General features: G+C 55.8%; 14 protein-coding genes. 10 read left to right on the forward strand and 4 right to left on the reverse strand.

Annotation, left to right across the window (positions count from 1 at the left end; all coding sequences use genetic code 11):
* Window positions 1–6: 6 nt before the first annotated feature.
* Window positions 7–3,849 (reverse strand): PVC-type heme-binding CxxCH protein, encoded by a 3,843-nt coding sequence (locus M4951_RS12960; RefSeq protein WP_262022074.1) that lies wholly within the window; start codon window positions 3,847–3,849, stop codon window positions 7–9.
* 389 nt (window positions 3,850–4,238) lie between these two features.
* On the opposite strand from M4951_RS12960, the gene M4951_RS12965 reads away from it, so the two are divergent.
* On the forward strand, window positions 4,239–4,568 hold the full coding sequence (locus tag M4951_RS12965; RefSeq protein ID WP_262022075.1) for a hypothetical protein: 330 nt from the start codon (window positions 4,239–4,241) through the stop codon (window positions 4,566–4,568).
* 970 nt (window positions 4,569–5,538) lie between these two features.
* Here M4951_RS12965 and M4951_RS12970 read toward each other — a convergent pair.
* A complete protein-coding gene (locus M4951_RS12970) occupies window positions 5,539–7,494 on the reverse strand; it encodes an amylosucrase (RefSeq protein ID WP_262022076.1) in 1,956 nt (651 codons plus the stop codon).
* A gap of 235 nt (window positions 7,495–7,729) precedes the next feature.
* A complete protein-coding gene (locus M4951_RS12975; protein ID WP_262022077.1) occupies window positions 7,730–9,208 on the reverse strand; it encodes a sulfatase in 1,479 nt (492 codons plus the stop codon).
* Window positions 9,209–9,669: 461 nt separating this feature from the next.
* Here M4951_RS12975 and M4951_RS12980 point away from each other — a divergent pair, with 461 nt between their 5' ends.
* The 9 genes from M4951_RS12980 (at window position 9,670) to M4951_RS13020 (ending at window position 21,852) form a co-directional block, all read left to right on the forward strand.
* Complete coding sequence (locus tag M4951_RS12980) at window positions 9,670–10,638, forward strand: DUF1559 domain-containing protein (protein WP_262022078.1); 969 nt, start codon at window positions 9,670–9,672, stop codon at window positions 10,636–10,638.
* A gap of 111 nt (window positions 10,639–10,749) precedes the next feature.
* Window positions 10,750–11,166, forward strand: a complete 417-nt coding sequence (locus tag M4951_RS12985; protein WP_262022079.1) for a hypothetical protein — start codon at window positions 10,750–10,752, stop codon at window positions 11,164–11,166.
* Window positions 11,167–11,322: 156 nt separating this feature from the next.
* Window positions 11,323–14,457 (forward strand): DUF1553 domain-containing protein, encoded by a 3,135-nt coding sequence (locus tag M4951_RS12990; RefSeq protein WP_262022080.1) that lies wholly within the window; start codon window positions 11,323–11,325, stop codon window positions 14,455–14,457.
* Window positions 14,458–14,523: 66 nt separating this feature from the next.
* A complete protein-coding gene (locus M4951_RS12995) occupies window positions 14,524–15,921 on the forward strand; it encodes a DUF1501 domain-containing protein (RefSeq protein WP_262022081.1) in 1,398 nt (465 codons plus the stop codon).
* Window positions 15,922–15,990: 69 nt separating this feature from the next.
* Window positions 15,991–17,205, forward strand: a complete 1,215-nt coding sequence (locus tag M4951_RS13000; protein ID WP_262022082.1) for a mandelate racemase/muconate lactonizing enzyme family protein — start codon at window positions 15,991–15,993, stop codon at window positions 17,203–17,205.
* Between the two features lie 63 nt (window positions 17,206–17,268).
* Entirely contained in the window at window positions 17,269–18,879 is a 1,611-nt protein-coding gene (locus M4951_RS13005) for a peptide MFS transporter (RefSeq protein ID WP_262022083.1), read from the forward strand.
* Window positions 18,880–19,028: 149 nt separating this feature from the next.
* Window positions 19,029–19,805 (forward strand): zinc-dependent peptidase, encoded by a 777-nt coding sequence (locus tag M4951_RS13010; RefSeq protein ID WP_262022084.1) that lies wholly within the window; start codon window positions 19,029–19,031, stop codon window positions 19,803–19,805.
* A complete protein-coding gene (locus tag M4951_RS13015; RefSeq protein WP_262022085.1) occupies window positions 19,793–20,401 on the forward strand; it encodes a rhomboid family intramembrane serine protease in 609 nt (202 codons plus the stop codon). The genes M4951_RS13010 and M4951_RS13015 overlap by 13 nt, the downstream gene beginning before the upstream one ends.
* 113 nt (window positions 20,402–20,514) lie before the next feature.
* Window positions 20,515–21,852, forward strand: coding sequence for an ROK family protein (locus tag M4951_RS13020; protein ID WP_262022086.1), 1,338 nt, complete (start codon window positions 20,515–20,517; stop codon window positions 21,850–21,852).
* A gap of 48 nt (window positions 21,853–21,900) precedes the next feature.
* Here M4951_RS13020 and M4951_RS13025 read toward each other — a convergent pair whose 3' ends face one another.
* Complete coding sequence (locus M4951_RS13025) at window positions 21,901–24,273, reverse strand: glycoside hydrolase family 15 protein (RefSeq protein WP_262022087.1); 2,373 nt, start codon at window positions 24,271–24,273, stop codon at window positions 21,901–21,903.
* Window positions 24,274–24,312 lie beyond the last annotated feature (39 nt).

A 24,312-nucleotide genomic window follows, 5' to 3' on the forward strand; every position in this document is an offset into this window, starting at 1 on the left:
GCTCAACTATGGCTTCTCGGCAATCTTCAGACTTTCCAAATAGGCGACGATGTCGGCAAAGTCTTGCAACTGCATCCCTTCTTGAATGCCGTTGGGCATCGAAGACAACGGGCTCCGTTTGAAATCATCGATATCCTCATCCGCGATCCGAACCGTCTTCCCTTCGGCGGTCACCAATTCAACCGCTTCGGGACTTTCCAGTTTCAAAACGCCGGTAAGAACCGTTCCGTCGACCGTCATCACCACGCCGGTATCGTAGCCGTTGGCGATCCGCAGCGAGGGTTCCAAAATAGAACGAATCAACTCTTCACGCGGATACTTGGTCCCAATCCCGACCAGGTCAGGGCCCACTTTGCCGCCGACGCCGCTGACTGAGTGACATTTGACGCAGGCGGCGCCTTGCGTGTTCTCGAAGAACTTCTTGCCTCTTGCGGCGTCGCCAGAATGAGCGCCGGCGAAGTTGCGGAACGATGCGATGTCGAGTTTCTCCGGCACATCTTGGTAAAGAAACGCGAGTTTCGGATCACGCTGGCTCGTCGCTAACGAAAAATCCCAAGGTCCGCCGTCATTGCCGCAACGTAACCAGACATGATTGACGCCGGCGTTGAAGTCGACGCTCAACGAATCGCGGTCTTTCGACCAACCGCTATTGCGGTCGAACTCGTAAACCTGCTTGCCGTTGACCCAAATGGTCAACTGATCATCGCTGCCGACCTGCAACGTCGCCGATCCGGCCGAATCGCGAACCACGGGGGTATAGGCGTAGCACCAAACGCTCTGCCGTGATCCCTGGAGATAATTGGCCGGCGAAACGCGGCCATCTTTGTCGTCGGTCTTGATCATTTGCCATTGCAAACTGCGCGTACCAACGTGGATCAACTGTTCCGCATTTGGCGCATCCTGGAACGCAAACGCCGGCGGCTGGTTGTCATCGCCAGCTTTTGGAAAAGGGCCAATCAATTGCCACTCTTTCACAGGAACCGGCGTTTCGAAGACGCTTTGCAATGGTCCGCGAGCACGATTGGCCAACTCGCCGCTCTGATTCAAAGCCACAATATCGTCACGTACTGTTTCACGCAACGCAAGCAGCGCGTTCATGGTCGCTTTGCGCAACTCTTGATTGGCGCTCGTGACCGCACTTAGGTATTGCGGCAAAGCACGACGATCCGGCACGGCGGACAGCGCCAGCTGAGCGTCAAATTGAGTCTCGGCGTCGTCAGCCGCCGCAAGCATCGCCGGAATCGCTTCGCTCGATTTTAACAACGCGAGCGTCGCCAAAGCCGCTTTGCGGACATCGACGTTCTCATCTTCCAGCGACTGGATCAAAGCGGAGACCGCTTTTTCTCCTTGGATTTCGCCCAGCGCTTGGATCGCCGCAACGCGAATCGCCGGATTGCCGTCCGAGAGCAGCTTGCGCACCGGATCGATCGACTTCTCGCTTTTGAGCGTGCTCAAAGTTTCAAGAGCGACGATCTTCAGCTGCGGCGAACTTTGATCGGCCGCCGTTATCGCCAATAGCTGATCGATTGCGGAAGCCGAACCAAGTACCGCCAGACCTTTAATCGCTTCCCGCCGAGTCGCATCCGCCAACCGTTCGTTGGCGGCGAGCGACGCGAACAACGTCGCCGATTCGCGATCTTTCAACTGCCCTAGCGCGATGATCGCTGCGGTCGACTCTTCCGCCGACTTGCCGGCCGCTGCGATTTCACGCAGCAGCGCCGTGCAGCGATCATCCTGCACATCTTCCAAAGCATGGATTGCCGCAAGTCGCACTTCGCTGGGCGCGGTGGAGTTCAGCACGTCACGCAAGGTCGCCGCGACCGGATCAGTCCCCGACCAGGCGATCGTTTTACTACGAGCCGGTTTTCCTCGGGCCGGTTGCGTTCCCCACCAACCTTTTTCGTAGGGAGGAGCCTGCATGTAAACTTCTTTGAGTGCGACGATCGCTTGCGCCTGTTCGGCGGGCTTCGAGCCATTCAAAGCGTACTGTCGCAACACGTCGATCGCCGCAAGGTCATAAACGCCGGTCAACGTCACCAGTGTGGCGGCGGCAGTCTTCTCGTCCTGCAAATAGTGCGCGGCGTCTTGCCAATTGTTGATCTGACGTAGGGCCTGCATCACGCAGTGACGAACCGTTGGGTCTTTATCGGCCAGCGCCGGCCACAGCACTTGGGCCAAATCGCGGTCCCCCTGCGACGGCGGCACATAATGCTTTTCGTCTTCGCGGGCCCGCACGACGCCGGGCTCACCGCTATCGACGTTACGCCATTTTTGCACGGCCAGCATGTCACCAATCCGCCCCAGAGCGACGGCGCTATGTAACCGAACCGTCGCATCGTCGTCCGACTGAAGTCGCTGGGCAAGCGAATCAATCGCCTGCTGGCTGCGATGCAGTCCCAACGCTTTGGCGGCTTGGGCGCGAACATCGGCGTTGGCGTCATTCAATGCCGCAATCCAAACGCCGATCGAATCGACCTTTTTACTCGCCGGAATCGCATCACTCTCGTGGTGGACCGAGCCGGCCCAAATCGCATGAATCTTGGCCAGCGGAGCAGCGTCTGCATCGCTCAGCAGTTGATTCGCTTTTTTCACCGCTGCGGCCGACTTGGCGATTGCGAACTCGGCCCGCATTCGCTCGGCGTGCGCAGGATGCGCGAGCGATGCGATCCATTGATCAACGGTCGCCGCTTGGAAAGGCGCCCGCGGCGGTTCTTTCGCGACCGCCGGTTGATCGCCGGTGTAGGTGACGCGGAAGAGTCGGCCTTTGACTTGCTTGTTGACCCAGCCGTTGTAGTTCCAGTCGGCGACATACATATGCTTGCCGTTAGGGCTAAAGCAAATGTCTTGCGGGCGAAAGGGTTCGCCGCTGTCGTCGGCGACCAAAAAGTCTTCCATCTGCGACTGGAAGGTAGCGCCATCTTTGGTCATGCGAAAGAGCTGCACTTTTTGTTTGCCCCATTCGCACATGAAAGGAACATCGACCAGATCGGCCGGCCAGGCCGCTTCTCGATAGGCGTCGGCGCCAACCGGCGAACCACCTCCATGCTCTGAGATACGCGGCAAGTGACGTTCGGGATGGGGGTGATAGTCGTACGGATAGCCAAAGTAGCCAGACGGCACATGATGCGTGAAGCGGGTCCACCAACCGACACCGTCGTCGGTATTGTCATAGGTGAACATATTGTCGAGCGAGTCCATCGCCACGTCCAAATGGTTGCGCGTTCCGGAAGAGACGATCTCCAGCTCGGTCCCATCCAGTTTCATACGCGCGATGCCGCCTCCTTCCAGCGTAATGGTCGAGCCATCGGCGCCGACCGCTTTCGGGATTCCTTTGTCGCCAACGCTGATATAGACGCGACCATCCATCCCCAAGTGCGTGCCGGTCACGATATGATCATTAAAACCGTAAACGCCGGCCGGCGGACCAAAGCCATCGGCCAGTTCTTTGCGTTCGTCGGCGACCCCGTCACCATCGGTATCTCGAAAGACCGAATAGTGCGGCGCGTGCAAAACATAGAGCGCTCCATCGTGCCAGATCATGCCAAACACGGCGGCCAAACCTTCGCAAAAGACCGTCTTGCGCGTCGGCTGGCCAGCGGCGTCCATCTCAAACCGCACGATCCGATCGAACTCTTTGGTCGTCGGCCCCCGCATGTCCATCGGGTCGAGACCGACGAACAAATTTCCCTGGTCATCGCAGGTGACGACCGACGGATGTTCAATTTCGGGGACTTCGGCCAGCAATTTTATTTCGAAGTCGGGGAGCAGGCATTTCTGAGCATTCACAGTCGAAACGAGGACCATTCCGATCAGCACAAAGGCGCTCAGTAGGTAGGTAAGTTTTTTCATTTCTGCCGGTACTTGGAAGGTTTGGGGGGCGAAAAAAATCGCAACTCGGGGCTCAAGCCGGTCTTACAGTAACTACCGGAAATCGCGAATACAAGTGCCGCAAACCCTGTGATTGCGGCACTTTAGATCCCCCGCAGCGATCATCGCCTAGCGCTTGGAATGCCAGCACAGGCGTCAATAGGATTGCTTCTTACCGGGGCGATGACGGCGTGGAAGAGTCCCATCTAGCATTCGATGCTTTTCTATTGCGTGAGCTGGATGCCCAACGCGGTTGACTCATCTAGAATGGCGTAACCATCCGATGCAACCGAGCGGCGAAGTTGGGCTTTTTTGAAAGTAGATGATCAACCGTCGCCGCCGGCTGATCGGTACCGTTAGACCTTTGAGCAATGAATAAGTCCGAGCTGCTGACCGTTGACGACGTCTTCATGATCGACCGTCTCGGCCTTATCGTCGCACCCGACTTTTCAGTACCCAATCATGATTGGAAACCGTCAAAGGAAACTGTCACAATCCAGCGCCCAGATGGAACCGAGTTCGAAGCCGTAGCGCAGTTCAACCACTCACATTTCAACATTCCCGACCCGTCAGTTCCCCTGGATCGACGCTGGCGTGTCACCATAAGCATCCTCAACATCGCGAAGGAAGAGGTACCGATCGGCAGTAAACTTTTTGTCTGTAATGAGCTTGCGAACCAATTGCTGGACAACCAGGCCTAACAATCGCATGCAACGGAGTCGGCGATCGGGCCGGTTTTGGAGTCAACGCGTATCGCGCGGCATGAATGCAGTTGGCGAATCGAGGCCGCGGGAATTGGGGCGGTTCTGTTGCGTCTGAACGCAACGTTCCAGGGCTTGCTGCGGTTGTTTTTGACCTTGATAAAGTCTTGCACTTTTCTTAGAATAGATTCACATCTTTTCGTGCGCGGAGCGGGCTGTTGGTCTGGGGTCTGCGAGCGGTTGTTGGGATCGTCAACTTCGGGAGAGGTTGGTCGGTTGAAATGCTGCGCGGGCTCGAAAATGGTTCGTGCGGCGATGCGGCCCTAGGCGGAAAATGATTGATCGGCGATAGGTTTGCCAGGCGCTCGCGGTGCGCGCTTGGAGAATGTCGAGGCCAGAATGACGAATGAATTGATCGTTGGACTCCGAAAAAATAGCATCGGTCCTGTCCAGTCCAACGTTCTGTCCAGTCCGGACTAGGCGTTCAGTTGGCTCTCAAACTACGCAAATTAATGTCCAGGTAAGATGGGAGGTTCGACGTCAAATTTTGCGGCGGTCCGGTCCAACGGTCCTGTCAGTTCGGCAAGCTGTGGGCAGTTAGGAAAGGGATGCACTTTTTCGAAGATGCGTAAGAGCATGGCGCTAGGCGTAGAAAAAAATGGGGTACGGTCCGGCCGCATTCCCTCGCTGGCGCAGCGGGCTAGTGTTGTGTCAAACCGCTATTTTCGGCTTCCACGAAATCAGCCGCACGGCGTTAGCCGCGGTTTCTGTCACCAAGTGTCTTTCGCAAATGAGTTCCCATCAGAAACCGGTGCTAACGCACTACGGCTAATAAGAACATGACGCCTGAAAATTGTCGCGTGACGCAACACTAGTTCCATCGGTTCTAGATAGCGCAGAGCTTCAAAACTTGCGCTGCGGGCTACAAAGATAACGGTTCCGAAGCTGCAGGATCGATCCTGGGCTGGACTTAGCTGGGGCGCATGAGGACTAACATTTGATAGGGCCCCATCTTCAGCTCGTGCGTTGCGGTGACGGTTTGTCCCGAGAGGATGTCGATGACCGTTTTTCGCAGGCCGAGCATTCGCAGATGGCGGCCTTCGATATGCTGCTCTTCTTCAGAGAAGTTCGCCAAAACCAGCACGGAGGAATCGACGGCGTTACGGAAGTAGCCGAGCACATGAATGTTGCCGGCGTCGACAAACTCGGTTTGGGCGCGGTTTAAGGCCCGCGTTTGTCCCCGGAGATGGACCAATCGCAAGATATCTTCGTAGACGCGGCCCACGATCGATTCGGGATCGTGCCGCTCTTTGGCCCGCTCCCAATCGAACTTACCGCGATGAACCCACCGCGTGTCGCCCAGCTTGTCGACATCTTGTTCGTATGCGTAATCGTTGAGCGACGCGATGCCGTCTCCCAGATAGATCAACGGAATTCCGCCGATCGTCATGATCACGCCGTGCAACAGGTGGATTCGCTTGATCGCCAGGTCGATCTCTTCGTCGCTTTTTTCCGCAATCGCTTTTTCGAGGCCTGCCAATGAAGCACAGGTGCCAGAGACGCGGGCGTCGCCGGTGATGGGATCTTCCTGAAACGGCAAACCGCGAGCAAAGGAGCCTTCAAACTTGCCGCAATAGAAGTCAGTCAGAAACCGGCGGTGCGAGTTGGCGTCGAAGCCGGCGCCCTCGACATCTTCGTTGGAAAACGCCCAGCCGATATCGTCATGGCAGCGAACGTAGTTCACCCACTCGCAACCGGGATCAATGCGAAATCGCTTTTCGAGCGCATCACGCAGCGTGCGGGTCTCACGCGTCGCGAGCGAATTCCACAGGAGCGCCATCAGTTGCGGATTGTACGAGAGCTGGCATTCTTTTTCGCTGATGTACGAGCGAACGTCGTCGGGATGGACGATCGCTTCCGATTTAAACACCATCGCCGGCGCCGCGATCCGGACGGCGGCGTTCATGGCGCGCAAGATCGAGTGCGCCTCAGGCAAGTTTTGGCAGGTCGTGCCGAGACGCTTCCAGAGAAACGCGACAGCGTCCATGCGCAAGATTTCGACCCCCTGATTGGCCAGAAACAGGGCCTCTTCGATCATGCGATTAAAGAGGGCTGGATTCTCGTAGTTCAGGTCCCACTGATAATTATGGAACGTCGTCCAGATCCATTTCCGCAATTGACTGCGATAGGTAAACGCGCCGGGGTGCTCTTCTGGAAAGATGGCGCCCATGCTTTTCTCGAACGCTTCCGGCATCGAGCGATCAGGATACATGCGATAGTATTCCTGGCACTCTAGATCGCCGAGCAGCGCCTTGCGGGCCCATTCGTGTTCGTCCGAAGTGTGATTGAGAACGAAGTCGAGACAAAGCGAGATCCCACGATGCCGCAATTCGGAGGCGAGATCGGCCAGCTCTTCCATATTACCGAGCGCCGGATTCACTTCGCGATAGCTGCTGACCGCATAACCGCCATCGTTATCCCCTTTGGGCGAACGAAAAACCGGCATGAGATGTAGATAGGTGATCCCCATCTCGGTCAGATAGGGAATGTTGTCGCGGACGCCTTGCAGGTTTTCGGCGAACAAATCGACATAGCACATCGCGCCGGTCATCCGCTGCGATTGATACCACTGCGGATCGGCCTCGCGCAGCGCATCAAGCGCCTTCAGTTCGGACGGTCGATCGAGCCACATCTCGGTGATCGACGTGAGAATCCCTTCGAGATGGAAGTAGAAGTCATATTGATGGCCATACAGCGCATAGAGCTGGCGGAACAATTCAGGGAAGTGTTCGTCGATTCGGCGCGTGTAGGTTTCCCACTCATTCGGTTCGATCCGATCGGCGAATGTCTTCTTGAGTCGTGGGATCAATCGCCGTAGCGCTGTCGCTTCACGCGTATGGTCGCTGGCTGGGGGCGTCGAGTGCATAGGTTCCTCCATCGAAGCAAATCTAGCTCGCCTGCCGGGTGCGACAAGTCGAATAATTCCGTGCAACTTCCGTGCAGGGGGATCCTGAGGGGCGACTTATCCGCAAATACTAGACACTTTCACTACTGCCTGCAGCGTCTTTCAAAGCGAGCCAGCGTCCTTAAATCGGTCGAATAGGACGCGGGGATCGCTACTACAGTATCGCAGAGTTTCCGGCAGGTGAACGCCGCTTCCCCTATTTACCGGCATCTTTTCGGGATACCGGAGCAAATTTGGGGTTCGTTGGCAGCGGGATTTTCGCTTCTGACGCTTGGAGCCAAGCCAGCAGGTCGTTCAACAAGTCGTCTCGTTTATCGGTCTCGACCGTCGCCAAATCGTGACGCTCGCCGATGTCGTCGGCCAGATTGTAAAGTTCCACGGCGTGATTGGCGGTCAGGTTTTCGCGACCGCCGTCGAGTTGCCACTCTTCGTGAAAGAGATGCAGCTTCCAGTCTCCCTTGCGGATGACGCTAACGGGACGTGACCGAAATCCGGTGCGCACATCCAGCTCTCGACCCCGAATCACCGGACGATCCAGATAGCCAGGAAAGTGCCAGAAGATGCCGGTCCGCTTCAAGCGGCCTTCGCCAGAGAGCAGCGGAAGCAAAGACTCTCCGTCAAGAATTTTGCCGGCCGGAACTTTCGCGCCGGCGGCCTCCAAAAAGGTGGGATAGAAATCGACATTGATCACCGGCACATCCGACTTGCCGCCTGGTTGGGTGACGCCGGGCCAGCGCACAATCAGCGGTTCTCGGATTCCTCCTTCGTAATAGCCCCCTTTGCCGCCGCGCAGCGGCTCTTGCGAAGCGGATTGCGTTGCGCCGTTGTCGCTGGTGTAAACCAGCAGCGTATTTTCGGTCAGATGCAATTCATCCAGCTTTTCCAGCAACATGCCGACGCTCGCATCCATGTCATAAGTACATGCGGCGTACATGGGACTCGGGTCATGCTTGCCGGACGATTTCGCTTGGAATTTTTCCAGCGTCTCCGCGCGACCTTGCAACGGACTATGGATCGCATGATGCGCGAGATAACAGAAGAACGGACGATGTTGATTCGCTTCGATAAACTCGCACGCTTTGCGAGTCAGCGTAAACACGCCTTTCGCATCCTCGGTGGGCCCCTTTTGGTTTCCTTCAGAACCTTCCCGCAGCTCCCCTTCCCCAAACGAGTCGAAGGTCACATCAAATCCTTGCTCGCTGGGGAGTGCGCCTTCAGGGCCGGCGAGATGCCATTTGCCGAAATGTCCAGTCACATAGCCGGCTGCTTGCAGCGCTTCGGCCATTGTGACGTTTTGTTTCGCCAAACCACTTTTGTTCGGAACCGGCGTGAGACGCATCTCCCGCTTCTTCCCTCGTTCGGTACTGAAAACTGCATAGACGTCATGCCGCGGCGTGTAGTTGCCCGAGATCAAGCAGGCGCGACTGGGCGCGCAGTTGCCGGCCGACGCATATCCGGAAGTGAAGACCATGCTTTCGGCGGCCAACCGATCCAGGTTCGGCGTCTCTATAAATCCACGTCCTTGGTAGCCGATATCTTTCCAGCCTTGGTCGTCGGCGAAGATCAGGACGATATTCGGCTTCTGCGCGGCGGCTGCGGACCTAGAGAGGATGAGAGGAATGAACAAGATCGCCAGCCCAAGAATCATCGTGGCGTATCGAAAACGTCGCGACATGAACTCCTCTTTCTGCGCGGAAAATAGCGATCAATCGGCTTCAGGAATTACTCTAGTGTAAACGAGTATTGGCGAAATCGCTGGTCGAGATCGCGGCCAGAACGAGCATGCCGCACCAAGGGCGGGCTGAACGCCCTTAGTGCATGATAAGAGCATTCCTTCTGCATATTCCAGTCCGCAACTTTACTATCGGGAATCGTGGTAAATGCCGGAGCCTGACTTGGGGGCTCATTCCTGCCGTTGATCTTCACAATTTTCGTTGACACAACTTATTTGCGCCCCTAGAATCAGCGTGTCACATAAATGAATACAGTGTTCCGCAATGCGGAATGGCGCTCCTGAAGCGGGCTTTTATGATTTTCATCGAACCTGATCCATTTCAGAATCCCCGAAATCGGCAAGGCCTTTCACTGAATTACTGACGTCCTAACGCTTATCGATTTTTTCCGTTGGAGATACCTATGGCAATTTTCTTCGTTTCAACTCCCACCAGGCGGCATCGTTCAGGCTTTACGCTTGTCGAGCTACTAGTTGTTATCGCGATCATCGGCGTCCTAATCGCTTTATTGCTTCCGGCGGTGCAACAAGCCCGCGAAGCGGCTCGGCGGATCAGTTGCTCCAATAACTTGAAGCAGCTCGGACTAGCGATGCACAACTATCACGATACGCATCTGAAGTTTCCGTACGCCTATCGCACGTTGGATAACCCGCCGGGGCCGACCGGCGTTTCTGGCGGCCAGTCGCATGCGCGGGACACCTGGTTCCATCGCATCCTACCGATGCTTGAACAGAACGGGCTCTATGACTTGTATGAGTCCGACCATACTCAATTCGTCAATAACGTTTCTCCAGCATCGATGATGAATACCAAGATATCGTCACTTGTGTGTCCATCGAATCCCGAATTCGGCGGCGCAGGCGCCAAACTAGCAGAAGGATTCCAAGGAACGTATGGAGTTTGCATGAGCGGCTCGAATACGACCGGAATTACAACGTCCACTACTGGACAGGGGATGTTCTTTCTCAATTCAAAAACGAATCTGCGCGACGTGACCGATGGAACGTCCCATACGATCATGGCCGGTGAAGGCATCGCACGTCCGATGGACGACGTGAATGCTCACGGCGATCTCGGCCAGTATTGGGGTGGAGGTTCCTGGGGAGCTTCTGGATTTACAACCGCTGAACCCCCGAATACGACGTTGCCGGATCAGGTCAACTCCTGTAAATCGACGACCGTCTTGCAGGCTCCTTGTCAGGCGAATACGTCACGAGGGCAGCAATACAACTTTACCCGCAGCTATCATCCTGGCGGCGTTCAAGTCGTGTTGGCTGACGCTTCGGTTCGATTTGCCCCCGAAACGATTGATACTCCGCTCTTTCAAAATCTGGGAAACAAGGCCGATTCCAACGTCATTGGCGAGTGGTAGTCCACCCATACCGATCTAGCGGCCTTTGGGCACACTGCGACAAAGGCCGCTTCACGACATCTGCAGATTATCTTCTTCCCTTGATTACATCTTTTCGTTGTGAGTGGAGCGATGAAATTTTACTTAACAGTTTTTGGAATCGCGGTTGCGGCGACCATGGCTCTGACTGGTTGCGGCAAACAATTGGATTCCGAAGGTTATTTCATTCTGCATGGCCAAGCGTCATGGAATGGAGAACCGATTAAGGATGGGTTGATCGTCTTTCGCACAACGGAGAGCGGCAAACGTAATGTCGCCGCCTCGATCAACGGCGGCGAGTTTGATGTCAAAATTCAACCGGGTAAGAAAACGGTTGAGATTACGGCAATGCGTGAAGTTCCGGGCAAATATGCGCTCGGCGCATCGGGTGAAAAAATTCCGGCCAGAGAGCCGTTTATTCCCAAGCAATTCAATACCGAAACGGAGTTGTCAGCGGATATCACCTTTCCCGAGATGACGGAATTGAATTTCGACTTGAAGGGCTCGTAACGTACGACACGATCCGCGCGTCCTGTTCAGAGACATTCGGCAGGTTCGTCACGCCCAGTGACGGGACATGCCGCAAATGCGAATGAAATCATGAGACATCACGCCATCCCCGACGCTAGTCTCCCGCCAGAACCACTTTCTACGAGAAGAGCAAGCATGCGAACTCCAATGCGCAGGACGCTCTGTTTGTTAACGCTGCTAATGAGTCCGCTGTTCGCTGGCAGTCTTTTCGCCGATGACGATCAGGCCGCTGGGATAAGATTCTTCGAGCAAAAAATTCGGCCGATGCTGGTCAAGCATTGCTACGAATGTCATTCGGCCGAATCAAGTCCCTTGCAAGGCGGATTGCAGCTTGATTCCAAGGAAGCGCTCCATCTCGGGGGAGATTCCGGCGAGTCGATCGTTCCTGGCAAGCCGGAAGAAAGCTTGCTGATCGAAACGCTGCACTACGATCCGCTCGGCTATCAAATGCCGCCAAAAGGGAAACTGCCGGCCGAAGTGATCGCCGACTTTGAAAAGTGGATCAAAATGGGAGCGCCTGATCCGCGCACGGATGACGCGCCGCAGGTAGTCCGCAAAACGTTTGATATCGATTCGCGCCGCGACTTTTGGTCGTTTCAACCTCCGCACGCCTATCCAGCGCCAGAGGTCAAAGACGCCGCTTGGCCGCAAAGCAAACTCGATTATTTTGTGTTGGCGAAGATCGAAGCGGCGGAGCTCACTCCTTCGCCGCTGGCCGATCGTCGCACTTTGATTCGTCGAGCCTATTTTGATCTGATCGGTTTGCCGCCAACCTATGCCGAAATTGAACAGTTTGTCGCCGATCCCGATCCGCACGCGTACGAAAAGCTAATCGACAAGTTGCTCGACTCGCCCCATTACGGCGAGCGTTGGGCGCGGCATTGGCTAGACGTCGCGCGGTATGCGGAAGACAACGTCAACATGGGACCGCATAACGGCCCCTACCCCAATGCTTATCGCTATCGTGATTGGGTGGTTGCGGCGATCAACCAGGACGTGCCGTATGACCAGTTCTTACGTCGTCAATTGGCGACCGATTTTTTGGACCAGACGGGACGTGACGATCTGCCGGCGCTGGGACTGATCGGTCTCTCTCCGCAAAATCATAAAGAGTTGATGTTGGCTCAAATATCGCTCGAAGGCGTCTACGCCGACGAATGGGAAGACCGGGTTGACGTCGTTAGTCGCGGGCTGTTGGGATTAACGGTCGCATGTGCGCGCTGTCACGACCACAAATACGATCCGATCGCCGCGAAGGACTACTACGCATTGGCCGGCGTATTCGCTTCGGTGCGACAAACGACGCGGCCGCTGATTTCAGACGAAGAAATCGCCGAATCTCAACCAGCCCGGGACGAAGTCGCCGCGATCGAAGCGGAAATCGCCACGATCAAAGCGAACCAGAAAGAACTGGCGAAAGAAAAGACCGAGGCCACGCCGAACCGAAAGACGGAGATCCAAACCGAAGTCAGCACCCTTGCAGCGCAAGTTAAGGAGAAGTTGGAGAAGATCGCTCAGATCAAGTCGGCGACTCCGGGCTTTGTGATTCCGGTCGCCGACGTGGTGACCGAAGAACAAGTGCGGATCGAACCGCTGAATGAAACGCATCAACAAATCGTCTTTCATCCGAATCAACCGCGCGACTTGCCTCTCTTTATCCGGGGAAATATTTCGACGCCTGGTGAGACCGTGCGACGTCGCTTTGTCGAAGTGCTTTCGCCGAGCGAGCCGCAGCCGTTTGAGAACGGTAGCGGACGATTAGAACTGGCCGACGCGATCGTCGCGCGTAGCAATCCCCTCACGGCGCGCGTCATTGTCAATCGCATCTGGATGTGGCATTTCGGCGAGGGGTTGGTCGACACTCCTAGTAATTTTGGAGCGACCGGTTCGGCGCCCAGTCATCCGCAATTGTTAGATGATCTGGCGGTTCGCTTTATGGATCAGGGGTGGTCGCTCAAGCGGCTGCATCGGGAAATCATGCTTTCGGCCACGTATCGCCAAGCATCGAATTCGCCGGCTTCGCAAAAAGCGGACGCGATCGATCCCGCGAACCGTCTGCTGAGTCGTTTCCCTCGACTGCGATTGGACGCTGAGTCGTACCATGATTCGGTCCTGGCGGCCGGGGGCGGACTCGATCTAACCATGGGAGGAGTCTCTGGCGACATCGACAATCCGCAGTTTCGCCGTCGGGCGATCTACGCCAAGATTTCGCGTAAATCGCTTAGTCAGTATCTGCAGATGTACGACTTTCCGGATCCTACCATCCATGCCGAACGACGTGTCGAAACCATGACCGCGTTGCAGCAGCTATTCATGATGAACTCGCCGTTCGCCAAGCGGCAAGCGGTTCGTTTGGCTCAGCTAACGAGCGGTGGCGATCTTGACACGCGAATTGAGTCGATTCATCAAACTCTGTTTGGCCGTAATCCAACGGCGGAGGAAGTCGCGGTCGCGAAGCAGTATCTTGACCACTCACAATCGCCTACCGACGATCGGTCCACGCCTCCTTATGCTCCACCCCGCTTCGCTGGCTCTCGAGTTCGAGCGGATGTGCCAAATCTCGGTTCGGCCTATGCGGTTGATTTCTGGATTCGCAATGAGTTGCCGGTAACAGATCGTCCGATCACCGGTTACTTCTTTTCGCGCGGCGAGTCCGCATCCGTTTCGGCCGACGGCGATCATTTGGGAATCGCCGGCACGAGTCCCGCAAATTCCGCCGGCAAGTTGGTCTTCTTCACCGGCAATCGCGACAAGCGACACTTTGTCGGGCGAACCGTATTGACGCCGAATCAGTGGTATCACGTTACGCTGGTGCGAGACGGTGACCAGGTGCGCGGTTATTTAAACGGCGAGACCGAGCCTGAGTTCATGGGAAGCGCTCCGGCGTCGTTCGATACCAAACTGGGCGAACTCTATCTCGGGGGACGTTCGGATCGATTCGCTAATTTCCATGGGCAGATCGCCGCGATGACGATCTTTGATCGCGTTTTAACCGCTGCCGAAATTGGGCGTCTCCATCAAGAGTCGACTGCCAGCAGTGACGAGCCGAATTACCTGGATTACTCGAAGTCCGTTCTCGATATGTCACCGGCCGCCCATTGGCCCTTGTATGAGTCAAGCAGTCTAGCGGCGACCGTTCGCGATGCGACCGCGCATCAACGGCATGGGAAGTACGAGGGAAAATCGCCCGTCGGCTATGGCCAGGCCAATCACTGGGTGTTGTATTGCCATGCGTTGCTTTGCAGCAATGAATTGCTGTTTGTTGACTGAGCATTTCGGCTTGATGTTGCTGTCGCTTAAGGTTCACCAATTTACCCCGCACTGCCGGAGCGTCTCATGAACAAATTTCCAATGACCAACACGTCTCTCCTTTCGCGACGTTCGATGTTGCAACAGGTTGGCGGCGGTATTGGCATGTTGGGGCTTGCCGGGCTCTGCGCACAACAGGCGACCGCCGGAAGCAAAAATCGGTCAACCGCGATTCCGCAATTCCCTGCGAAGGCGAAACGGGTCATTTTTCTGTCGATGAGCGGCGGACCTTCGCAGATTGACACCTTCGATCCGAAACCGCATCTCCAAAAATATGATGGGCAGCGGCCTGAAGGGACCAACATTCGGACCGAGCGAAAAACGGGCGGGATCTTAGCTTCCAACGTCAAGTTTGCGCCGGCGGGAGAGTCAGGGCTGTTGTTCTCGCAACTGCTCCCCGAGTTGTCGAAACATGCCGATGAGATGGCGATCATCAATTCGATGCATACCGATTTCCCCAATCATGCGCCGGCCCTCTGCATGATGAACTTGGGAACGCTGACGCCGACGCGTCCTAGCATGGGGTCGTGGTTGACCTATGGTCTAGGGACCGAAAACAACGACTTGCCTGGCTATCTGGCGCTTTGTCCTGGACTGCCGGTCGTGGGACCGAAGCTTTGGGGCAACGCGTTTTTGCCGGGTGAGTTTCAAGGAACTTATATCGACACCAAGCAAGCGACGCCTGAGGCGATGATCCCTCATTTGCGCAATTCCGAGCTCTCGGCCGCAGCGCAAAAAGAACAGTTGGAGCTTATCTCGGCGATCAATCGCCAGCATCTGGTCAGCCGTACGCGTGAGATGGATCTAGAGTCGCGCATTACCACCATGGAGTTGGCCTATCGCATGCAATTTGAAGCGATGCAGGCCTTCGACATCTCGCGCGAGACGGAGTCGACTCGCGAAGCGTATGGCCCCGGCAAATTCGCCGAATCTTGCCTACTGGCTCGTCGCCTGACGGAACATGGGGTCCGCATGGTGCAGGTCTACTATGGCAATGGGCAACCGTGGGATACGCATACGGATCACCTGGAAAAGAACGCTAAACTGTGCGGTGACATTGATCGGCCGATTGCGCAGCTGTTGACCGATCTAAAAAACCGCGGCCTGTTGGACGAAACGCTGGTGGTTTGGGGAGGAGAGTTCGGACGCACGCCGACTTCCGAAGGGGGAAGCGGTCGCGATCACAACCCATTCGGCTTCTCCATGTGGATGGCCGGCGGCGGCGTCAAAGGGGGCATTCGGCATGGGGCCACCGATGAATTCGGTTTCCGTGCGGTTCATGACAAAGTTCACGTTCACGATCTGCATGCGACGATCTTGCACTTGATGGGGATCGACCATCAAAAGCTTACCTACGAATACTCGGGACGAAATTTTCGCCTGACTGACGTGCATGGCCACGTCGTGAAAAATATTATCGCCTAAACCCAACGTCTCAACGCAGCGCGATAGAGACGTACTCACTCAAGCGTCGCTTGTCGAAATGGAAAATACATGGAGATCGTAAAGATCGAAACGGCGATTCCCGAGCAAATCATGCCGGGGCTTTTGCTGTTGCGGATTCATACCAGCGATGGACTGGTCGGATGCGGAGAGACCTATTACGCTCCCGAATCGGTCGCCAGTCTGATTCATGATTGGATGCATCATTATCTGCTCGGCAAAAATCCGCTGGAGATCGAAAAACATTGGCGGTTTCTCTATGAGCGCACGACAAACTTTGGTTCGCGCGGCGCCGAATTGCGGGCCATTTCCGCGATCGATCTCGCTCTCTGGGACATCTTCGGCAAAGCGACCAATTTGCCGATCTGGCAACTACTGGGCGGTTGCGTTCAAGAATCGATTCGAACTTATAACAGCTGCGGCGGACCTTCGTATGGCGGCAAGACCGCCGACTCTTCGGGTCATATTTGGCCCGGTCATGGGCCGATGGGCAATCAGGGCCCGCTCAACGATTATTGGGCGATCATGCACGAGCCGGTCGCACTTGCCCAAGAGCTGCTGAGCGAAGGTTACGACGCGCTGAAGACTTGGTCATTTGACTTTGCGGCGCACAAAACCAATGGTCCTTTGCACGTCTCGCTAGAAGATGTGAAAACCGGCGTTGAACCTTTCCGTAAGATTCGCGAAGAACTGGGAGGCAAGATCGAGCTGATCCTCGACGGACATGGATTTTTCCAGCTGCCGATGGCGATCAGGATCGCCCAGCAGCTGCGCGAATTTGATCTGCTGTGGGCCGAGGATCTGCTGCGGGTGGATGCGATCGATACGTTGGCCGATTTCCGCGAGAAGGCCGGAATCCCCTTGGCAGTCAGTGAGATGTTCAGCGGGCCGGATGACTTTCGCCTGGTTTTGGAAAAGCGTGCGGCCGACTATGTGATGATCGATCCGACGTGGGTCGGCGGAATCTCGCAAACGCGGAACATCACCCGCTTGGCGCAGTTCTACAATCTGCCGGTTGTGATGCATGATTGCACCGGACCGTTGACGCTCCTCTCCGGCGTGCAGGTCGCCGCCGCTTCCAACAACGTCGCCTGGCAAGAGAGCGTGCGCGCCCATGTGCGAATGCTCTATCCCAAGTTGATCGATACGGAAGTGAAGATCGAAAAAGGTCATATCCCGATTCCGCAGCAAGCAGGCATCGGCGCCGGCTGGCAGTCTGATCTATTCCAAAGCGGCAAAAATCAATATCGCGCGACGACCCGGTAACGCGAATCGGTCCTTGTTGAGCGACAACTCGCCCCGCGAAACTTCTCTAGAGCCAATACTGCGATGAATCCCACCAACGTCGAGAAAGAGGCTCTCCTGATCCACGAATCGCCTGGTAATCTCGATCCCCCGCAATCGCCGCAGCTGTGGGGACATCCGATTGGTCTCTACGTCCTGTTTTTGACCGAAATGTGGGAGCGGTTCAGCTTCTACGGCATGCGCGCCTTGCTGGTCTTCTACCTGACCAAGCACTTCCTCTTTTCGGATGAAGTCGCGTTGGGATTGTACGGATCGTACGTCGCGCTTGGTTATGCGACGCCGGTGATCGGCGGCATGTTGGCCGATCGATATCTGGGACAGCGGCTCTCGGTGATCTTTGGCGCAATTCTGATGTGCATAGGCCATTTTGGGATGGCGTTTGAAGGCGCTGCGGCCCATACGATTGTTTCTCCGGACGGAGTCACGTCTGTCGTGCGCGACGAAGCGGCGCTGCAAGTCTTCTATCTGTCCCTGGCGCTATTGATTGTCGGCATCGGCTTTTTGAAACCGAATATCGCGACGATCGTCAGCCAACTTTACCCGGCTGACGATCCACGGCGATCGTCGGCGTACACGTTGTTTCAAATGGGAATCATGCTGGGCGCCGCGCTTTCGGCTGGCGTGTGCGGTTATCTTGGCGAAACCTTTGGCTGGGCGTATGGATTTGGAACGGCCGGCGTCGGCATGCTGGTCGGACTGCTGGTCTTTTTAGGAGGGCAACGATTTCTGCGGGGAGTCGCCGAACCTCCTCCTCATGCCAATCTGAAAAAGCGAGTCTTGGGGCCGTTAAATACGTTGCATGTCATCGGCATTTGCGCGCTGGCGGCGGTCGGCATGTTCTGGCTGTTTGTCCAGAAAACGATGATCGTCGGCTATCTGCTGGGCGGATTTTCACTGATCGTAGTGACGTATGTGCTGGTCGTCTCGTTCTTCTATTGCAATCGAATCGAACGAGACCGAATGCTGGTTTTACTCGCGTTCCAACTGGCGCTCACGTTCTTCGCGACGTTGTTTGAACAGGCAGGCGGTTCGCTCAACCTGTTCGCCGATCGCAATGTTGATCGACATTTTTGGGGAGGCGAAATCCAAGCGTCGCAGCTGCAAAGCATCGTGCCGGCGACGATCGTCCTGCTGGCGCCGCTGTTCGCTTGGCTCTGGCCGGCGCTATCGCGGATCAACCGGAATCCTCCGACGCCGTCCAAGTACGCGTTTACGATGGTCTTTATGGCGGCCGGTTTTGGAGTTTTGGCCTGGGCGACCGGCGCATTTAGCGATCATGGTTCGATCAACATGATTTGGCTGGTCGTCGCTTATATCTGCTTTGGCGTCGCCGATCTGATCATTGTTTCGGTCAGTTACTCCACGATCACTTCGCTTTCTCTCCCCAAGATCGTCGGCATGATGATGGGGACTTCCATGCTGGCGATCTCCGGCGCCAACTATTTGGCCGCGATGTTCGCCTCATGGATGGCGTTGCCGCAAAAAGGAAGCAATCTTGCGGCGATCCCCATCGAAGAAACCTTGGTCGCGTACGGTACGCTGTTTACTTGGCTTGCGTCCGCCGCTGCAATTTGCGCGATCTTTCTTTTCCTGGTCACGCCGGCGCTTACCCGCAGGATGCACGGGGCGCAGTAATAGCAGGCATTAGAAACTCCAACTCTCTGTCGCCCCCGTTCTAGGCTGGGCGCCATTTTACAAAAAGCCCTGCTTTACGGACCGAGACCGGATAGGGATCATAGGATCGCTCCTTTCTCCTTTTTCAATCTTCAGCTCGGGCTCGGCGGATGTTTTTTTCCTGGTTCAAACAACGGTCGCGCGACCGTATCAAAAGCCAACCGTTTCCGCCGGCTTGGCGCACGTTTGTCGAAGATCACTTGTGGCAGTACCCTGCTCTGACCCAGGCCGAACAAGAAAAATTGCAGCATTCGATCGCGATTTTGGTCGCCGAAAAGAATTGGGAAGGCTGCAACGGGGTCCAGGTGGATGACCTGCACAAGGTGGCGATCGCGGCGCAGGTAGGGCTGATGACGCTGGGACTGGGGGAAGAATATTTTAACAACGTCCTGTCAGTCTTGATTTATCCGTCGGCCTACCGAGCGACTTCGCAGGTTGCATCCGCCGGCGGCTTGGTTATTGAATCCCAGTCGGATCGACTGGGCGAAGCCTGGTATCGAGGCCCCGTCGTGTTGTCCTTGCCCGATGTGCTGGAAGGGGCCCAAAGTCCCAACCATGCGCGCAACCTCGTGATTCACGAGTTCGCGCATCAGTTGGACATGCTGAACGGCAGTTCTGCCGACGGCATCCCGCCGATGGATTCTGAGGAACAAGCGCAGAACTGGATCCAGCACTTCCGGCGCGCCTATCAGCGGCAAGTTCAAGATTGCCAATCGGGGCATCGGCCGTTGGTCGATTGCTACGGTGCGACCAATGAGGCGGAGTTCTTCGCCGTTTTATCGGAAGCCTTTTTCCAGGCTCCCAAACACCTGGCCGCCGCGGACCACGATCTATTTTTGTCGCTTCGGTCCTACTATCAGCAAGATCCGCTGCGATGGACGCATTGACGATCCAGATTCCGTTTACCCTGGCCGTTCTTGTCGCGCTCATCGTGGCCGCGATCTGGACCAATACGCATCGAGCGGAGATCGCGCCGAGTGATCTGAACGATTGGGGATACGCGCCTCGGCATCTGCCAGCGCTGCAGTGGCGGCGAATCTTCACCTCCCTGTTTTTCACGGTCGGGGGTTGGCGTTTCTACGTTTCGCTGATCGCCACCGGTTTATTTCTGGGAAGTTTGGAATCGAAATTGGGCAGTCTACGAGCCGCATCCCTATTTTTGGGCGTTCACTTGCTGACGCTTTGCTGCGAATCATTTTTGATCGTGCCGCCGCTGCGTTACTTGCGACTTCCGTTGGGAGACATCCTCCACATAACGCAAGATGTCGGGCCCTCGGCGGGTTACTACGGATGCTTCGGCGCCATACTCCTGCTCAACCATTGGCCTGCGGCGATAATCTCTCTGGTTGCTCTATTTTTGCTGCTTCGCGTAGTCGTTAACCTCCTATTGTGGGGAGCGTCAGCGAGCAGCTTGCCGGCTGATATCGCGCACATGATTGCATTTTCGCTCGGTATCGCTGCGGGTTTTTGGTTATTGGCGTAAACCGTCACAACGGGCCCCCTCTTTTTTTTCGCCAGGCGTTTACCGATGGCGTTTCACGCTCTTATTTCGTTAGAATCTGGAAGCTTTATCGAGATACGCAGTGAAGGGACAGCATGATAATCTTGACCATCGACGTCGGCGGAACCCATGTCAAATTGCTCACGACCGAGCTTGAAAAGAAACGATCGTTCGACTCGGGACCGAATCTGACGCCTGAGCAGATGGTCGCTGGCATCCAAGAGTTGACCACCGACTTGGAGTTTGACGTCGTCTCGATCGGGGTTCCCACGCCGGTCGTGCGGGGAAAGATTCAGCAAGAGCCCCACAACCTGGGTGACGGGTGGGTCGGTTTCGATTTCGAAAAAGCGTTCGGCAAGCCGACGAAGCTGACCAACGACGCTGCGATGCAAGCGATGGGCGATTATCACGGCGGGCGAATGCTCTTCTTAGGATTGGGAACAGGGCTGGGCTCGGCGATGATCGTGGACGGCATTCTGCAGCCGATGGAGCTTGCGCATCTCCCCTACAAAAACAGCAAAACGTTCGAAGACTATCTCGGCGTTCGCGGGCTCGAGCGGCTCGGCAAAAAAAAGTGGCGAACGGCGGTCTTGGATGTGGTCCAACGACTCTCGGCGGCGCTGGAAGCCGAGTATGTAATTCTCGGCGGAGGAAATGGTCGCCTGGTGGATGATCTGCCGGACAACACCACGCTTGGCGCCAACAGCAACGCTTTTCTCGGCGGATTTCGCTTGTGGGATCAATCGATTGGGACTTCCTCGGTACGCGTAGGCGACGTCGAGAAGTCGCGGGTAATCCGCCGCACCAGCGACGATGCGCAGCAGATCACCACGTTATTTGTGGATATCGGCGGCGTGTTACTGACCAATGGGTGGGATCGCAAATCTCGGATGTTAGCTGCAGAAAAATTCGACCTGGACTATGCGCAAATCGACGAGCGACACCAGTTTACTTTTGACAAATATGAAGTCGGTAGACTGAGTTTAGACGACTATCTGGATCGCGTGATCTTCTTTGAGGAGCGCCCTTTTTCGCGTAAGGATTTCCAAGACTTCGTTTTCGCTCAGTCCCAGAAACTTCCTGACATGCTGGAGTTTATGCTGGAAGTCAAAAAGTTGAATCACTTGCATGTCATCGCCGTCAGCAATGAAGGACGCGAATTGACCGAGCATCGAATCAAGGAGTTCAAGCTTGGCCAGTTGTTCGACTGCTTTATGTCTTCCTGCTTCGTCCATTTGCGTAAGCCGGATGTCGAAATGTACCGCCAGGCGATGGACGTCGCTCAAGCGAAGCCCAATCAGATCGCCTATATCGATGACCGCTCGATGTTTGTCGACATCGCTCGCAGCTTAGGCATCCAAGGCATTCGTCATCGATCTTGCAAAGAAACGAAACATGCGCTGCTCGCGCTGGGGCTCAAGGTCGACGCGTAGGCTCCGATCCTCAACCGAGGCCGCTGCGATCTTTGCGTCTCACCGGTCTCATTGGATTTGCACGGTAAAATCGTGTTCTTCCCAGCGATCTTCCTCAATCCAGTGGATCGTAAAGACGACGACGCCCCCTGACGGAAGTTGCTCGATCGGCAAGTCCGCCGCATACAAGCCTAATGAGTTTTCGTGCGCTTCCAGATCGTGTCGCGTCTTCCACTTGTCGGTGCTCCAGTGGATGACGGCCGCCGTATCGACGATCACTCGCAACGGCTTACCAGCCAAGATCTCGGCCGGTTGATGGGCGAGCGTCCAAATTTCAACGCGATTCTGCGTCTTGTTGACCGCATAGCGCTGATAGACCGACTCAATCCGATCGAACACGGCGCCTTCGCTACGACTGCGAACCAGCGATATATATTCAGCATGCGCCCAACACAACGGCATCGCTGATCCAGAAGGCTCGCCGAAGAACATTTCTCTCTCCGGCAGGTCATCCGTGTCCCACACTTGCTCCGTCAACATTCCCCCGGCATTCGCAAAACCTTCGATTGCTTTGATATAGAGTGAAGGATCACGACCGGCCGCCAGTTCGTAGTGGCCTCGTTCTCCTGATAGCAAAGGCCAACAGCGACCTTCTCCGGTACCATCGAAAGCGCGTCCGTCGAGATGTTGGCCGTAGCCGTCATGGTTGTATCGTCGCCAGCAAGGTCCTTGCGGCAAATCCCGTTTTAGAACGGCGTCGATCACTTCAACCGTGTCAGTGATGATCGGATCATCAGCCGCGCGAATACCCATTCGCACAAGTTGCAAAAAGCCTCCGTCCACCACATTGCGCGCGGGATGCTGTCCGCCGCCGTTGGCGACTTGAATGATCGCCGTATTCGGATCGGGCGAAATGCAGCCCGGCTGCGGACTGGCGGGTGTAATTCGGACATAATGACGCGGCTTCCCCGGCACCAGCTCACCGCGATCGGTAACGGTCCATGTCTCCAACGACGCCGCAGCCCAGTCGCTATAGTCGCGCAAGAACTGAGCGATCTCTGGATCTTCCCGCAGATCGGCGAAGTCGGCAGCGCAGATAATGGCGGAAATCACTGCGGCCAGTGTCGACGGTGAATAACCTTCGTTCTCTTCCCAGCGCTCCTGCGCGGTTACCGGTCCATGCAAAATAAGATAGCGGACGGCGCGGCGAACCATGATCGTGGGATCAAACTTTTCCAAAGCGTCGACCTGCTGTAAACGCCAAGCGAGAATCACGGGCGCCGCGATTTCGTCTAACTGCACCCCTTTCCAATAGGCGGTTCCGTCAATTTTGCTGTTTTGAGGCATCCCGCCATCCTCCCCCTGCACGCATGACAACCAAGTTAGCGCACGTAGCGGCGATTCTTTTTCGCCGCAGGCAAGCAGAGCCGTCGTGGTTTGCACCATGTCGCGCGCCCAAACCAGGTGATAGCCGCCAGAATCGCTATCGTCTTTGGTTTCGCCCCAAGGAATACTCATCGACGCAACTGTCGCGCCAGCGAACATTTTGTCTTCGTGGGCCATCAAAATGCATTGGCTGAGACGCACCAGATTGGCGGTCTCCGGGTCTTTTAACGGCATCGGGTTGTCGTAGATTGTCCGCTTCCATTGCTCGATGTACCTTTTCCGCTGCACCTCGAATGGATAGACGAAGGCCTGCACGAGCTGCGTCGCCGCGTTCTTGCAGGTATATCCCATGCCGACTCCGACGTTAAACTGAAGCCCTTTAGAGAGATCGATTTCTCCCATCACCGCAATATTGCCATCTTCGGCACGTTGGTATTCCCAATCCATTTGGAAGTTGTCGGCCAGATCGCGCCACCCATCGCTGACGCCGACAAAACCGACTGAAGTTCGTGTGAAATCGGTATCGCAGCCCAACACCAGATGCGCAAAGTCGCGATGAGCGTGCAACAAGCGTTTGCCCCCCAGATGCAAACATTCGGCCGAATTGTGCTCTCCGGTATCGTTAAGATGCGGCGCGAGCAGCACGTAGATTTTCAGTTTGTCGGCCAACGACGAGTCAAGTACTTCGACCTTGACGTTCATCAACACTACGTTGGAATGCGGCTCGCTAATCACTTCTTTGACGATGCGATAGCGCTCGTCCGGCGCCGTGTTCGTTAGTCGATAGAGCAACGCGTGAGGCTCGGGACGCTCAATACGATGCGTTAGGTCTCGCTTTTCTTCATGAAAAAACGTCTCGCCATCGGTGATCAACAACTGCAAGTCGCGCGTGTTGGGCGAATCAACATGCGGATAGTAAATCTCGTTGATGATCCCATGGCTTAGCGTGAACCAGACGCGACTGCTGGTATGGTACGCCGTGCCGATTCCATCTTTGGCGCTCGACGTCCAACGGGGTTCAATGCCAGGTGCGCCAGGTGCGATGCGATCGTTCATAGGGGATAATCCAAGCGGAAGAATTTGACCAACAAACCG

The sequence above is a fragment of the Blastopirellula sp. J2-11 genome (genome assembly GCF_024584705.1).
Taxonomy (GTDB): Bacteria; Planctomycetota; Planctomycetia; order Pirellulales; family Pirellulaceae; genus Blastopirellula.

Excerpts from the sequence above, each read along its gene's own strand:
- M4951_RS12960 (WP_262022074.1), bottom strand. The coding sequence starts at position 3,849 with ATGAAAAAACTTACCTACCTACTGAGCGCCTTTGTGCTGATCGGAATG.
- M4951_RS12965 (WP_262022075.1), top strand. The coding sequence starts at position 4,239 with ATGAATAAGTCCGAGCTGCTGACCGTTGACGACGTCTTCATGATCGAC.
- M4951_RS12970 (WP_262022076.1), bottom strand. The coding sequence starts at position 7,494 with ATGCACTCGACGCCCCCAGCCAGCGACCATACGCGTGAAGCGACAGCG.
- M4951_RS12975 (WP_262022077.1), bottom strand. The coding sequence starts at position 9,208 with ATGTCGCGACGTTTTCGATACGCCACGATGATTCTTGGGCTGGCGATC.
- M4951_RS12980 (WP_262022078.1), top strand. The coding sequence starts at position 9,670 with ATGGCAATTTTCTTCGTTTCAACTCCCACCAGGCGGCATCGTTCAGGC.
- M4951_RS12985 (WP_262022079.1), top strand. The coding sequence starts at position 10,750 with ATGAAATTTTACTTAACAGTTTTTGGAATCGCGGTTGCGGCGACCATG.
- M4951_RS12990 (WP_262022080.1), top strand. The coding sequence starts at position 11,323 with ATGCGAACTCCAATGCGCAGGACGCTCTGTTTGTTAACGCTGCTAATG.
- M4951_RS12995 (WP_262022081.1), top strand. The coding sequence starts at position 14,524 with ATGAACAAATTTCCAATGACCAACACGTCTCTCCTTTCGCGACGTTCG.
- M4951_RS13000 (WP_262022082.1), top strand. The coding sequence starts at position 15,991 with ATGGAGATCGTAAAGATCGAAACGGCGATTCCCGAGCAAATCATGCCG.
- M4951_RS13005 (WP_262022083.1), top strand. The coding sequence starts at position 17,269 with ATGAATCCCACCAACGTCGAGAAAGAGGCTCTCCTGATCCACGAATCG.
- M4951_RS13010 (WP_262022084.1), top strand. The coding sequence starts at position 19,029 with ATGTTTTTTTCCTGGTTCAAACAACGGTCGCGCGACCGTATCAAAAGC.
- M4951_RS13015 (WP_262022085.1), top strand. The coding sequence starts at position 19,793 with ATGGACGCATTGACGATCCAGATTCCGTTTACCCTGGCCGTTCTTGTC.
- M4951_RS13020 (WP_262022086.1), top strand. The coding sequence starts at position 20,515 with ATGATAATCTTGACCATCGACGTCGGCGGAACCCATGTCAAATTGCTC.
- M4951_RS13025 (WP_262022087.1), bottom strand. The coding sequence starts at position 24,273 with ATGAACGATCGCATCGCACCTGGCGCACCTGGCATTGAACCCCGTTGG.